9 protein-coding genes and 1 pseudogene are annotated in these 14,103 nt (G+C 73.3%); 5 read left to right on the top strand and 5 right to left on the bottom strand.

Features of this window, described 5'->3' with window-relative positions; all coding sequences use genetic code 11:
- A pseudogene (locus tag ACFF45_RS33835) lies at nt 1–510 on the top strand (hypothetical protein); the annotation flags it as partial.
- Nucleotides 511–561: 51 nt separating this feature from the next.
- Here the strand turns inward: ACFF45_RS33835 and ACFF45_RS33830 are convergent.
- The gene (locus tag ACFF45_RS33830; protein ID WP_381350800.1) at nt 562–3,864 is read right to left on the bottom strand and encodes a S8 family serine peptidase; all 3,303 of its coding nucleotides are present in this window, start codon (nt 3,862–3,864) and stop codon (nt 562–564) included.
- A 213-nt stretch (nt 3,865–4,077) separates the two neighbouring features.
- Here ACFF45_RS33830 and ACFF45_RS33825 point away from each other — a divergent pair, with 213 nt between their 5' ends.
- Nucleotides 4,078–4,533: an NUDIX hydrolase gene (locus ACFF45_RS33825; RefSeq protein ID WP_381350799.1), complete on the top strand. Its 456-nt coding sequence runs from the start codon at nt 4,078–4,080 to the stop codon at nt 4,531–4,533.
- Nucleotides 4,534–4,733: 200 nt separating this feature from the next.
- On the top strand, nt 4,734–5,870 hold the full coding sequence (locus ACFF45_RS33820) for a serine hydrolase domain-containing protein (RefSeq protein WP_381350798.1): 1,137 nt from the start codon (nt 4,734–4,736) through the stop codon (nt 5,868–5,870).
- A gap of 253 nt (nt 5,871–6,123) precedes the next feature.
- Here ACFF45_RS33820 and ACFF45_RS33815 read toward each other — a convergent pair whose 3' ends face one another.
- Both ACFF45_RS33815 and pepN read right to left on the bottom strand, forming a co-directional pair.
- Nucleotides 6,124–7,173: a hypothetical protein gene (locus ACFF45_RS33815; RefSeq protein WP_381350797.1), complete on the bottom strand. Its 1,050-nt coding sequence runs from the start codon at nt 7,171–7,173 to the stop codon at nt 6,124–6,126.
- A 258-nt stretch (nt 7,174–7,431) separates the two neighbouring features.
- On the bottom strand, nt 7,432–10,014 hold the full coding sequence (pepN, locus tag ACFF45_RS33810; protein WP_381350796.1) for an aminopeptidase N: 2,583 nt from the start codon (nt 10,012–10,014) through the stop codon (nt 7,432–7,434).
- Between the two features lie 148 nt (nt 10,015–10,162).
- On the opposite strand from pepN, the gene ACFF45_RS33805 reads away from it, so the two are divergent.
- Nucleotides 10,163–10,801: a mycothiol-dependent nitroreductase Rv2466c family protein gene (locus tag ACFF45_RS33805; protein WP_381350794.1), complete on the top strand. Its 639-nt coding sequence runs from the start codon at nt 10,163–10,165 to the stop codon at nt 10,799–10,801.
- Between the two features lie 150 nt (nt 10,802–10,951).
- Here ACFF45_RS33805 and ACFF45_RS33800 read toward each other — a convergent pair whose 3' ends face one another.
- Together ACFF45_RS33800 and ACFF45_RS33795 are read right to left on the bottom strand one after the other, a co-directional pair.
- Entirely contained in the window at nt 10,952–11,593 is a 642-nt protein-coding gene (locus ACFF45_RS33800) for a superoxide dismutase (protein WP_381350793.1), read from the bottom strand.
- A 117-nt stretch (nt 11,594–11,710) separates the two neighbouring features.
- Complete coding sequence (locus ACFF45_RS33795) at nt 11,711–13,090, bottom strand: amino acid permease (RefSeq protein WP_381350791.1); 1,380 nt, start codon at nt 13,088–13,090, stop codon at nt 11,711–11,713.
- 308 nt (nt 13,091–13,398) lie between these two features.
- Here ACFF45_RS33795 and ACFF45_RS33790 point away from each other — a divergent pair, with 308 nt between their 5' ends.
- Nucleotides 13,399–13,980 carry a biotin transporter BioY gene (locus tag ACFF45_RS33790; RefSeq protein ID WP_381350789.1) on the top strand — a complete coding sequence of 194 codons (582 nt, stop codon included), beginning with the start codon at nt 13,399–13,401 and terminating at the stop codon, nt 13,978–13,980.
- Nucleotides 13,981–14,103: the final 123 nt, after the last annotated feature.

Below are 14,103 nucleotides of genomic sequence, written 5' to 3'. Positions count from 1 at the left end.
CGCCCGCTGCTGCGGATCGCCCACGGCGGCCTGGCGGTCGCCGCCGCGGCCGCGGTCCTCGCGGGCCTGGGCTGGCTGGCCACCCGGTCCGGGGCGGGGACCGACACGGCGAGCGGGGCCGGCGCCGACAGCGCCGCCGTGGACTCCGCGCACACGCCGGCCGGGCCGCTCGGCCGGCCCGCCTACCTGGCCTGCACCCGGCTGCTCGCCGAGGGCGAGGTGACGCGGGTGGTGCCGGTCCCCGGCACCGACCGGGAGCGCGTCACGCTGGACGTCGCCCGCTCCTACGTACCGGCCGGGGCGGACCCCGCGCAGGTCACCTTCGTCAAGGACGACGACGCCGTCCTCGGCGCGCCCCGCCACCTGCACGTGGGGGATTACGTGCTGGTCGCCGTGGCGCGCCGGGCCGACACCGCCGACTTCTGGTTCGTCGGCGAGGAGGCCGTCGCCGAGCAGCGGCGGGCGATCGCCGGGGCGCTGCCCCGGGCGCGGACCGGGACCTGCCCATGACAGAGGGCGGGCGCCCACCCGGACGCCCGCCCCCACCGCCGTACCGATGCCTTACGGCGTGACGTTCTCGATCTTCACGTTGCCGACGCCCGCGACCGTGCCGCGCGCGTTGACCAGCCGGACCTGGCCGAAGAACTCACGCCCCTCGGGCGGGGCCGCGGCGGCGGTGACGGTCGCGGAGACCGTCGCCGACCCGCCCGTGCCGAGCCGCACCGGCGCCGAGCCGTCGACGTTCACGCCGCCCAGGGCGGCGGAGTAGAAGACGTCCCGGTAGTCGTACGCGGTGGAGCCGGCCGGCACGGAGTAGCCGACGACCTCGACGGTGTACGTGCCGGCCGCCGGGGAGGGGATCGTCACCCGCTCCTCGGAGTCGCCGTCGGCGGACTGCCCGACGACCGCGCCGGCGCTGTCGTAGACCGTCAGGTCCAGGTCGGCGGCCGCGTCCGAGACGTTGCCGATGGCGACGTCCAGCGAGGTGGCGCCCGCGGGCACCTCGACCGTGCCGGTCCGGGTCTCGCCCTGCGCGACGGCCGGGCGGGCGGTCAGGGACGAGCCGAGCGGCCCGCCGGCCAGCGTGCCGTCGAGCGCGGCGTAGGCGTTGGTCACCTTCCAGGAGGCGGCGGCCGGGGTGCCGACCCGGACCTCGGGCACGGTCACGGTCTCCGGGTCGAAGGCCGCGCCGAGGACGGTGACGTCCAGCGTGTACGGGTTGTCCAGCAGCGGCGACGTTCGGCGCGACTCGACCTCGATCTCCCAGACGCCGGGCTGCGGTGCGGTGTACGAGCGCACGTCCGGACGGCAGGTGTTGGCCGGGTTGGCGTAGTTCGGGTAGCAGTTGACCGTCGACGTCGGGTCGGACGGGACGCCGTACGGGTGGACGGCGATGAACCGGGTCTGGCTGCCGTCCCTCAGCCCGCCGAGCGCGACCTCCAGCGACGTGGCGCCCTCGGGCACGGTCACGAAGTACGAGGTGGTGCTGTTGCGCTGCACCGAACCGGAGGCGGAGTAGGCGTACGCCAGTGGCCGCGAGACGACGACCGTGGTGAGGACCTGCTTGTCGACGCCCTCGGTGTACGGGTCGTCGACCTCCAGGATCGCGCTCTTCAGTCCGGCGGACCCCGGCGCGGCCTGCACCTGCACGGTGACCGGCTGGTTCAGCGGGAGCCGCACCTCGTCGGAGCCGACGATCCGGAAGGTGCCGCCGGTGTTGTTCTCGAAGTGCAGCTCGTGCCGGATCGCCCGGTCGGCGCCGGACGTACGGGTGATCGTGACGTCGTACGTCTTCTTCTGGCCGGCCTTCAGGCCGCCCTCACGGTCGTACAGGCCGGTGCCGTACCCCGGGGTCTTCAGGAACTGGTCGATCGCGGTGTCGACCGGCGCCCTGACCGTGTAGGTGTGCGCGGTGGCCCCGTCGCGGACCGCGTCCCAGGCGTCCTCGACGTTGATCAGGCCCGCGCCCTCCTCGTACGCCTGCACGCCCCGGATGTGGTCGGCGGTGGAGGTGAGCGCCGTGCGCAGGGCCGCCGGGGTGAGCTCGATGCCCCGCTGCTTCGCGGCGGACAGCAGCAGCGCGGCGGCGCCGGTCGCCTGCGGCGAGGCCATCGAGGTGCCCTGGAGCATGGAGTAGCCGGGCGGCAGGCGGTAGCCGGCCTCGGCGACCGGGCCGCCGGGCGACCAGGTCTGCGTGGTGTTGACCGCGGCGCCGGGCGCGGCGAGCGTCGGCGTGAACCCGCCGTCCTCGCGCGGGCCGCGGGAGGAGAACGGCATCATCGCGTACCGCTTCTCCACCGCCGAGCCGTAGTTGGCGGCCCAGGTCTCCTTGGAGACGGTCGCGCCGACCGAGATCACCTTGTCGGAGAGGGCGGGGTCGCCGATGGTGTTGGCGCCGGGGCCGGAGTTGCCCGCGGAGATCACCAGCTGGACGCCGTACTCGTCGATCAGGCGGGTGTACAGCTCGGAGCGCGCGTTGTTGCCGTCGTTCAGCGCGGGCAGGCCGCCGATCGACATGTTGACGATGTCGACGCCCCGGTTGACCACCAGGTCGATCATGCCCTCGGTGAGCGCGACGTTGGTGCAGCCGCCGGACCAGGTGCAGGCCCGCGAGGAGACCAGCTCGGCGCCGGGCGCCGCACCGTTCATCTCGCCGCCGAACAGGCCGTTGGCGGCGGTGATGCCGGCCACGTGGGTGCCGTGCGAGCCCTCGATGACGCCGATGCTGACGTAGTCGGCCTTGGCGCCGGCCGCGTCGTAGACCACGTCCTTGCGGATCTCGATCACGAACGGGATCCGCTCGGCGATCTCGGTCGCGGGGTCGTCCGTGCCGAAGTAGCCGATCTGGAAGCCGTCCTTGTACGGCTTCATCGCGGTGTCGTCGGTGAAGTCGAGGTCGTCGTCCAGGTCGACGCGCGCGGTGCCCGACGCGGCGTCGTACAGCACGCCCCAGACGTCGCTCGTGTCACCGTCGCGGTTGAGGTCGCCGGCCATGTCGCCGCCGGTGGTGGCGGCCTCGGAGAAGTAGCTGAACTTGTACGGGCCCTCGGGCGCCCGGAACGTCTCGGTGCCGAGCGCGGCCGTGGTGACGGCGAAGGCCGGGCCGCTGACCGAGGTGGTCATCCGGCGCCAGGTGCCGTCGCCGTCGGCGACCGGGTCCGTCGCGGTCACCCAGTCGACGATCTTGCGCTCGCCGGTGGTGGTCTTCTGCAGCGCCGGGTGGCCGAGGTCCACACCCGAGTCGAGGATGCCGATGGTGACACCGCGGCCGTCCGCCTTCGGGTGGTCCTCGACGAAGTCGACGGCGCCGGTCTCGAAGGACGGGTTGTACGGGTTCTCGGCGGGGGTGTCCTTGCCGGGGGCGGGGTAGCCGCCGGCGGCCTCGCCGCCCCGCGCGCTGCCCGCCCCGGGCCGCGGGTCGTCCAGCGGGATCTCCTCGCGCAGGTCGATGCCGTGCACGGAGGAGAGCTTGGCGGCGGCGGCGATGGCCGCGTCCGCCGTGCCGGTGGGCACGGTGGCCCGGACGTAGCCGAGCCGGTCGTACGTCCGGCCGACCAGGCCGCCGTCGACCGCGTCGAGCTGCCCGGCGACCTGCTCGGTGCCGCCGGGCGCGGTGGCGACCATCAGGGTCACGGTCCTGTCGCCCTCGGCCTTGGCCTCGGCGAGCAGCTCGGCGTCGTCGGAACCGAGCTTGTCGTGCGCGGACTTGGCGCCCGGGTCGGCCGCCGCGGGCGCGGCGTCCGCGGCGAACGCCGCGGGTAGCGGCCCGGCGGCGGCCAGCGCGGCGACGAGACCGGCGGCCACGGCGATCCGTGCCACGCGTCTGGCGCCCGGTATCGGATCGCTCTGGGAGGTGAGGGTCATCGGCATCCCTTGGTGATTAAGGAACGAGACAGTCCGGAATTGCCCCCGGACGACCGCTCAGCCTTACGCAACGCAAGGGCAGGTGACGAGAGTTGACCGAATCGCAATGGATGTATGGGGAAAACCCGCGATGCGGGCGGGGGGACGCAGCGGGCGAGCCGACCATTTCGGATGGCGGGTGGCATTCCCGGTCCGGCGGGTTAACGTCCCCTCGTGCGAGAGACGTTGAGGGTGGCGGCCTACGCCATATGCGTCCGCGACGGCCAGGTGCTGCTCGCCCGTTCCCCGGCTCCCGACGGCACTCCCGAGTGGGTGCTGCCCGGCGGCGGCATGGAGCACGGCGAGGATCCCTACGACACCGTCCGCCGGGAGGTGCGGGAGGAGACCGGCTACCGGATCGAGGTCACCGGCATCCTCGGCGTCCACTCCCTGCACCGCACCTTCCCGCGCCGCCGCCTCCGCGCGGCCACCGACCACCACGCGGTGCGCCTGGTGTACGAGGGGACCGTGGTCGGCGGCGAACTGCGGCACGAGATCGGCGGATCCACCGACATGGCCGCCTGGCACGACCTCGACGCCGTGCCCGCCCTGCGCCGAATCGGCCTGGTCGACCTGGGCCTGCGGCTGTGGCGGGAGCGCCCGGCCGCGGGGCGCGTCGACCTGGCCTAGTGCCGCGGCAGGCGACCTCGCCTGCCGCGGCACCAGAAGTGCGGGCACGGCGCCGGGCCGGCCCCCGGCCGTGCTCCCACAGGGGCCGAAACCCGCTCAACCGGCGCGGGGGCCGGCAACCTTCACGCGGTGGCCATGGTTTCTCCCCCCGACCGTACTGTGATCCGACGAAGATCCGAAAGGATCGGACGGGGGAGGACATGAACGTACGCATGACCCTGGTGGCGGCGACGGCCGTGGCGCTGTCGGCCGCCCTGGCCGGCACGGCCCTGGCGGCGCCCGGCGGGGGCGGCCACGACGCCACCCGCGAGGCGCTGCGGGCCGCCGTGCGGGACGGCGTGCCCGGCGCCACGGCCGCGGCCCGCGACGCGCACGGCGGCTGGCGGGCGACCGAGGGCGTGGGCGACCTGCGCACCGGCGAGCCGCGGTCGGCGGCCGACCGGTACCGGGTGGGCAGCATCACCAAGACGTTCGTGGCGACGGTGCTGCTCCAGCTGGAGGCGGAGGACCGGCTGTCGCTCGCGGACACCGTGGACACCTGGCTGCCGGGCACGGTGCGGGGCAACGGCCACGACGGCCGTGAGGTCACCCTCCGTCAGCTGCTGAACCACACCAGCGGCATCCACGACTACACCTCGGACGAGGAGTTCGGCCGCACCTACTTGCTGAAGGACGGCTTCCTCGCACACCGCTACGACACCCTGGAGCCGGCCGAGCTGGTGGCGGTCGCGATGGCCCACGCGCCGGACTTCGCGCCGGGCACGTCCTGGCAGTACTCCAACACCAACTACGTCCTGGCCGGGATGGTGATCGAGGAGGTGACCGGCCGCCCGTACGGCGCGGAGATCCGCGACCGCATCCTCGCACCGCTGCGCCTGCGCGCCACCTCGGTGCCCGGCACGCGGGCCACCCTGCCCCGGCCCAGCAGCCGCGCGTACAGCAAGCTGGCGCCGACGGCGACCGGACCGACGTACGACGTCACCCGGCTCAACCCGTCGTGGGCGTACGCGGCCGGCGAGATGGTCTCCGACTCGGCGGACCTCAACCGCTTCTACCGGGCGCTGCTCGGCGGTGAGCTGCTGCCGCCGGAGCAGCTGACGGCGATGAAGACCACGGTCGAGGTCACCGACGCCCCGGCCTTCCGCTACGGGCTGGGCCTGATGGACCGGGAGCTGTCCTGCGGCGTCCACGTCTGGGGTCACGACGGCGGCATACACGGCTCCCTGTCCGAGGCCGTCACCACCGCCGACGCCCGGCACTCCCTCGCCCTGAACTTCAACGGCGACTGGGCGGGCGACAGCGACGCGGTGCTGGAAGCGGAGTTCTGCGGCGGTTAGTGCCGCGGCAGGCGACGTTCGCCCCGTCGCGACGCCCGGCACGCACTCCCGCCGCACCGGACGGAAGCCCGAGTACGTCCCGTACGAGGGCTTCCGGCCGGCACGCCGAGAGCACGCACCGGACGCCGCGCCGCCACGGGCGAACGTTGCCTGCCGCGGCACCGCTAGGGGGTGCCCGCCCGTGCGGAGGGGCCGCCCGGCCCCGGCCCGGACGGCCCCTCCGCTCCCCTCCCGGTGCCGCCCCGGCCCCTCCCTACCGGGGCAGCACCAGCACGCACGCCGCCGGGTCGCGGTCCACCGACGCCATCAGCGCCGTGCGCACGACCGTCGCCTGCTGCGCCATCGCGTCGCGCAGCTTCTTCGGCGTGATGTGCACGACCGTGATGCCCAGCCGCTCCAGGTGCTCACGCTTGCGGACGTACTCCGACCACAGGGCGTCGTCCTCCTGCCGGTGGCCCTGGCGGGGCGCCCGGGTGTCCAGCTCCACCGCCACCGCGTGCTCCGGCCAGTAGGCGTCCAGGCCGCCGAGGTGCGGGCCGCCCGGCAGCCGCAGGTCCACGTTCCACACCGGGTCGGGCAGGCCGTACTCGCGGACCATGCGGTACAGGCGGTCCTCCGCGAGGGCCCGCCCCTCCGCCAGCAGCGCGTCCACGGCGTCCACCACGTGCGGGCGGCTCAGCAGCCGGGCCTGGTTCAGCTCCCGCACGATCGCCGCCGGTTCGCAGTGACCGCCGCGCACCGCCTCGGTGAGCAGCCGCCCCACCGCCGCCGCGTCCACGAGGTCGGCCACCGCGTCCGCCAGCGCCCGCGGCACCGGCGCGACCGGCAACCCCGTGCGCTGCTGCGGCGTGGGCAGGTCCGGGGTGCGCAGCACCCGCGCGCAGCCGGCGGATCGCAGCCGGCGCGGCCGGGGCACCAGGACGTCGACGTGCTCCAGGGCGGGCAGCGGGGGGACGGCGGCGAACCCGTGCAGGTTCAGCGCGGCCAGGCCGGTGATCATCGCCTCCGGGTACGGCGGACGCTCCGGCTCCGCGCCGCCGGGCTGGGCCGGGACCCCGGAGGAGGTCTCCCGGGCCGCGTACGCCAGCACCGCGTGCAGCCGCTCCTCGCTGGTCGGCGGGCCGGGGTGGAGCAGGTACACGCCCGGGAGGACCTGCTGCCAGGGACCGCCGGGCCTGCACTGCGCGTCCGTCTCGGCGGCGGAGACTCCGTGGGCCCGCAGCTGCGCGGCCGTCATGACCCGGCGCCGGCTGTCGGACAGGTGGTGCAGGGGGCGGGGGGAGAGCGGGGTGTTGTGGTTCATGACCGGCAGATTCCCGTGCCTGGTCCGCCGCGTAACCGTTGTTACCCGCTCGTCGACAAACCAGGACAAGCTCGTCCTAAAGGACGCGTGTTCGGATGCCGAGAACCAGCCGAAAACCCCTGGTCCCTTCGGTGCGGACCAGGGGTTACGGCGCGGATCACCCGTATTCGGTAACGGATGCCCAGGGGCGGACGCGCGGCACCGGACCGGGCGCCGGACCAGGAGGCGGGCTCAGGCGCCGGGACGCGGGCGCCGCGATCAGGCGCCGGCCGCCGCCGCGTCGCACGCCTGTCCGCGCAGCGCCCGCGCCAGGTCGTCCCGGGCCTCCAGCACCAGCCGGCGCAGGGCCGGTGCGGCCCCCTCGTGCGCCGCCAGCCACGCGTCCGCCGCCGCCAGCGTCCCGGGCGAGTCCTGCAACGCCGGGAACAGCCCGCGTACGACGTCCATGCCGATCTGGATGGACCGCTCGGTCCACACCCGCTCGATCACGGCGAAGTACTTCTCGGCGTACGGCGCGAGGAGGTCCCGCTGCGAGGCCTGCGCGAAGCCCGCGATCGTCGCCTCCACCAGCGCGTTGGACAGCGCGTCGGACTCCACGACCTGCGCCCAGGCCTGCGCCTTGACCGCCTCGGACGGGCGGGCGGCCAGGCAGCGCACCTGGTGGCGCTTGCCGGAGGCGGTGTCGTCCCGGGCCAGTTCCGCCGCGAGGTCCTTCTCGTCCGCGTGCTCGTGCACCACCAGCGGCTCCAGGAACGCCCACCGCAGCTCCTGGTCGACCTCCAGCCCGTCGATCGCGTACGTGCCGTCCAGCAGCCCCCGCAGCCGGTCGAGGTCGCCCGGGCCCTCGGCCGTCCGGGCGTAGAACCGCGCCCAGGCCAGCTGGTGCTCGCTGCCCGGCGCGGCGCCGTGCAGCTCGCGCCCGGCGCACTCGGAGAGCAGCGCGGCACCGCGCGCCCGCCACCGCGGGGCCGCGTAGTGGACGAGCGCCGACTCCGCCCAGGCGTGCAGCATCTGCACCACCCCGATCTCGGACTCCCGCCCGGCGTACCGCACCACCAGGTCCACGAAGTCCCGGGCCGGCAGCAGCGCGTCCCGCGTCATGTTCCACAGCGCCGACCAGCACAGGGCGCGCGCCAGCGGATCGCCGAGGTCGCCCAGACCGCCCTTGAGCGTCTCCAGCGAGGTCGTGTCGAAGCGGATCTTGCAGTACGTCAGGTCGTCGTCGTTGACCAGCACCAGGTCCGGCGCCTCGGCACCGGCCGGCTCCGTCACGACCGTCCGCGCCCCGTCGATGTCCGTCTCGGTCTGCGCGTACCGCTCCAGGGCGCCCCCGGGGGTGCGCCGGTACAGGCCCACCCGCACCCGGTGCGGCCGCAGCTCGGGGTGCGACTCCGCGGCCTCCTGCACCACCGCCAGCTCCTCGATCCGGCCCCGCGCGTCCAGCAGGACCTGCGGGGTGAGGGAGTTGACGCCCGCCGTCCGGAGCCAGGACCGCGCCCAGCCGCTCATGTCCCGGCCGCTGGTCTCCTCCAGCACCGACAGCAGGTCGCCCAGGCGCGTGTTGCCGTACGCGTGCCGCTTGAAGTAGCGCCGGCCACCCTCCAGGAACGCGTCCTGGCCGACGTAGGCCACCAGCTGCTTGAGCACGGAGGCGCCCTTGGCGTAGGTGATGCCGTCGAAGTTGAGCTTGGCGTCCTGGAGGTCGCGGATGTCCGCGGTGATCGGGTGCGTGGACGGCAGCTGGTCGGCGCGGTACGCCCAGGCCTTGCGGCGGTTGGCGAAGGTGATCCAGGCGTTCTCGAAGCGGGTCGCGCCGACGTTGGCGAACGTGCCCATGAAGTCCGCGAAGGACTCCTTCAGCCACAGGTCGTCCCACCACTCCATGGTGACCAGGTCGCCGAACCACATGTGCGCCATCTCGTGCAGGACGACGTTGGCCCGGCCCTCGTAGGACGCCTGCGTCACCTTGCCGCGGAAGATGAACTCCTCGCGGAAGGTCACCATCCCGGGGTTCTCCATCGCGCCCAGGTTGTACTCCGGCACGAACGCCTGGTCGTACTTGCCGAACGGGTACGGGTAGTCGAAGTGGTCGTGGAAGAAGTCCAGGCCCTGCTTGGTGACCAGGAAGACGTCGTCGGCGTCGAAGTAGGGCGCGAGGCCCTTGCGGCACATCGCGCCGAGCGGGATCTCCAGCCGGCTGCCGTCCGCCCACACCCGCTCGTAGGTGTCGGTCACGTAGTGGTACGGACCGGCCACCACACACGTGATGTACGTCGAGATCGGCTTCGTCTCCGCGAACCGCCACACCCCGTCGGTGCGCCGGCCGGCGCCGTTGCTCCACACCGTCCACTCCTCCGGCGCCCGCACCTCGAAACGGAACGGTGCCTTCAGGTCCGGCTGCTCGAAGTTGGCGAAGACCCGGCGGGCGTCGGCCGGCTCGTACTGGGTGTACAGGTACACCTCGCCGTCCTCGGGGTCGACGAACCGGTGCAGGCCCTCGCCGGTGCGGGAGTAGGCGCACTGGGCGTCGACGATCAGCTCGTTGTCGGCGGCGAGGTCCTCCAGCAGGATCCGGGAGCCGTCGAAGACCTCGCTGGGGTCGAGGTCGCGGCCGTTGAGGGAGACGGCGGTGACGGCCGGCGCGATCAGGTCGGCGAAGCCGGCCGCGCCCGGCTCGGCGCAGCGGAACCTGACCGTGGTCACCGACCGGAAGGTCCGCGGCCCGTCGCCGGCCGCCTCGCCCACCGCGGAGCGCACGTCCAGGGACACGTCGTACCCGTCGACGGAGAGCAGGGCGGCCCGCTCCCGGGCCTCGTCGCGGGACAGATTCTCACCGGGCACGGGCGGCACTCCCTCGGGCTGTGGCGGAGACTGCTGAACAGGACCGATCCTGCCATGCGCTGCTGACCCGGGGCAGCCGGGAATGGCGGGAGGGACGGCGGTGTTCTGCGGACGACCCCGGGAGAATCGCTTCCTCATGAGGAGAGACATGTCGGACAAGACCCCCGTCGACTTCTGGTTCGATCCGCTGTGCCCCTGGGCCTGGATGACCTCCCGCTGGGTGCTGGAGGTGGAGAAGGTCCGGGACATCGAGGTCCGCTGGCACCTGATGAGCCTCGCCGTGCTGAACGAGGACAAGCTCGACGAACTCCCCGAGGAGTACCGCGAGATGCTCGCCACCAAGGCGTGGGGTCCGGTACGGGTCGTCATCGCGGCGCAGCAGGAGCACGGCGCCGAGGTGCTCGGCGACCTCTACACCGCGCTCGGCACCCGCATCCACAACCAGGGAGAGGGCCCGGAGAAGGAGGCGGTCGCCGCCGCCCTGAAGGACGTGGGCCTGCCGGACTCCCTGATGGACCACTGGGACGGCACCCCCTACGAGCCCCAGCTGCGCGCCTCCCACCAGGAGGGCATCGACAAGGTCGGCCAGGAGGTCGGCACCCCGGTCATCGCCGTCCCCGGCGCGGACGGCGAACAGATCGCCTTCTTCGGCCCGGTCGTCACCCCGGCCCCCCGGGGCGAGGAGGCGGCCCGTCTGTGGGACGGCACCCTCGCGGTGGCCTCGGTCCCCGGCTTCTACGAGATCAAGCGCACCCGCACCCAGGGCCCGGACTTCAGCAACCTCTGAGAGCCGATGACCTCTCAGAGCCGATGACCTCTGAGAGCCGATGGCGGAAGACCCCCGCGAGTCACGTCCTCGCGGGGGTCTTCTTTCTTTCCGCCCGCCCGGTGAAAGGTGAGAAGACGATCACGAGGCGGGGCGTTCCGGGGGTGCGCCTCAGGGCGCGAGCAGCAGCACGTCGGCGCGGGACCTGGCGGCCTCGTAGCGCTTCGCGACGTCCTGCCAGTTGACGACCTGCCACATGGCCTCGACGAAGTCCACCTTCTGGTTGCGGTACTGGAGGTAGAAGGCGTGCTCCCAGGCGTCGAAGACGAGGATCGGCGTGGCGCCCTGCCCGACGTTGCCCTGGTGGTCGTAGACCTGCTCGACGATCAGCCGGCCGCTCAGCGGCTCGTACGCCAGGACGCCCCAGCCGGAGCCCTGCGTGGTGGCCGCGGCCTTGGACAGCTGCGCCCTGAAGGCGGCGAAGGAGCCGAAGGACTCGGCGATCGCGTCCGCCAGCTCGCCCACGCCGTCGTTCGCCAGGGGCTCGCCGCCGCCGTCACCGGTCATGTTGTGCCAGTAGATCGAGTGCAGGATGTGGCCGGAGAGGTGGAAGGCCAGGTTCTTCTCCAGGCCGTTGACCGAGCCCCACTGCTCCTTGTCGCGTGCCTCGGCGAGCTGCTCCAGCGTGTCGTTGGCCCCCTTCACATAGGCCGCGTGGTGCTTGTCGTGGTGCAGCTCGATGATCTCGGGGCTGATCACGGGGGCGAGTGCGGAGTAGTCGTAGGGCAGGTCAGGCAGCGTGTAGACGGGCATGCGGGGGTCCCCTCCGAGCGGCAGGTGCTGCTCTTGTTGCACATTATTTGCAACTACAATCTCACAACAAGAAGGCCCTCACGGAGTATGTGAGGGCCTTCGGCGGGTCGCGTCGGGTCAGCGCCGGGCGCGCACCCGCTGCCAGCCGTAGCCCACGGCCGCCAGGACCACCGTCATCGCGCCGGTCGAGTACAGCTGCACCCGCGTGTCCGGCTCCCGGGCCATCAGCACGAAGATCGCCGCCATGCCCGCCAGCGCCAGCCAGGTCAGCACCGGGAACGCCCACATCCGCACGACCAGCTTCTGCGGCGCCTCCCGCTCCAGCCGGCGGCGCAGCCGCAGCTGCGAGACGGCGATGAAGATCCAGACGACCAGGATGACCGCGCCGATCATGTTCAGCAGCCAGGGGAAGACGTCGTCCGGCCGCCAGTAGCTGAGCACCACGCACACGAAGCCGAAGACGCTGGAGGCGAGCACCGCGACCCGCGGCACCCCGCCCGACACCCGGCCCAGCGCCTGCGGTCCCTGACCGCGCCGCACCAGCGAGTAGCCGATCCGCGAGGCGCCGTAGATGTTGGCGTTCATCGCGCTCAGCAGCGCGACCAGCACCACCACGTTCATCAACTGCCCGGCGCCCGGAATGCCCAGGTGGTCCAGGGTCGCCACGTACGGCCCGCTCTCCACGACCTCCGGCGAGTCCCACGGGACGAGGGTGACGACGACCGCCATCGAGCCGACGTAGAACAGCGCGATGCGCCACATCGCCGTCCGGACCGCGCTCGCCACGCCCTTCACCGGGTCCTCCGACTCGGCCGCCGCGATGGTGACGGTCTCCAGGCCGCCGTAAGCGAACACCGAGGCGAGCAGGCCGATCACCAGGCCCTCGCCGCCGCCCGGCATGAAGTCGGTCAGGTTGCTCGCGCCGGGGGAGTCCGTGCCGGGCAGGACGCCCGCGATCGCCAGCACGCCCAGCACCAGGAAGAGCGAGATCGCGCCGACCTTCAGGGCGGCGAACCAGAACTCGAACTCGCCGAAGTTCTTCACGGCCGCGAGGTTCGTGCCGCAGAACACCACCATGAACAGCGCCACCCAGGCCCACTCGGGCGTGCCCGGCAGCCAGCCGCTGACGATCTTCGCGGCGCCGATGCCCTCCAGCCCGACGGCCGTGCACAGCAGCACCCAGAACGCCCAGCCCGCGGTGAAGCCGGCCCACGGACCGATGGCCCGCTCGGCATGGGCGGAGAACGACCCCGACGACGGATACGCCGCCGACATCTCGCCCAGCATCCGCATCACCAGCATCACCAGGAGGCCGGACATGACGTAGGCGACGACGATCGACGGCCCGGCGGCGGCGATGCCCGCGCCGGAGCCGACGAACAGCCCGGCGCCGATCACGCCACCGAGGGCGATCATCGACAGGTGGCGCTGCTTGAGCCCGTGGGACAGGGACGCGTCCGCCTCGGGCGGGGCCTCTGCGGGAGTGATGCGGGACATGGGCGCGGCTCGTCCAGTACGTGAGGGGACAGGGGGACAACCGTAGGGAGTGTAGAGGCCGGGGCGGGGTCCGTCCCGTGGTGGCCCGTTTGGCGAGAACCTACAGACCGCTTCCGGCCACTCCGGAGTGAGCCATACGTCTCCACCTCAGTGACCGTTCTCACGGTTCCCTACGTGTCACCGACACCCTTTGTAAGGAGCCAACCACAGGCCGGCCGCCGCCTTTGTCGGGCGGTGACGGTGATCGCCCCGGATGCCCTGGGCTAGCGTCACGGTGTCCCGACCCACCCTCACCCCGCGGAGTCCCCATGAGCACCGCTGCCGTACCCGCCCGTCCGGGCCAGGTCCTCGCCGACCTGCTCCCCTCCACCCGCGTCCGCGACGCCGCGCTCGTCGCCGGCGGTGCCGTGCTCACCGGCCTCGCGGCCCAGCTCGCCGTGCCGGTCCCGGGCACCCCGGTGCCGGTGACCGGCCAGACCTTCGCCGCCCTGCTGGTCGGCACCGCCCTGGGCGCCGGGCGCGGCTTCCTCTCGCTCGCCCTGTACGTGCTGGCCGGCGCCGCCGGTGTGCCGTGGTTCGCGGACGGCGGCTCCGGCGCGGCCGCCCCGTCCTTCGGGTACGTCATCGGCCTGCTGCTGGCCGCCACCGCGGTCGGCGCGCTCGCCCGCCGGGGTGCCGACCGCTCCCCGTGGCGGATGGCCGGCGCCATGCTGCTGGGCGAGGCGATCATCTACGCCGTCGGCGTCCCGTACCTGGCCCTGGCCACCGGCATGTCCGCCTCCGCCGCCGTCGCGGCCGGACTGACCCCGTTCCTGATCGGGGACGCGCTGAAGGCGGCGCTGGCGATGGGGCTGCTGCCGGCCGTGTGGAAGCTCGTCGACCGGCGCTGACCGCGCGGCGGACGGCACGGAGGGCCGGGGTGCGGACCGGCACCCCGGCCCTCCGCGCGTTCTCCCCGCGCCCCGGGCCTGCTGCCGCCGGCCGCCCCGGGCCTGCTGCCGCCGGCCGCCCCG

The sequence above is a fragment of the Streptomyces cinereospinus genome (assembly GCF_042430725.1).
GTDB lineage: Bacteria > Actinomycetota > Actinomycetes > Streptomycetales > Streptomycetaceae > Streptomyces > Streptomyces cinereospinus.
This window is presented reverse-complemented; position numbering and strand designations above follow the sequence as displayed.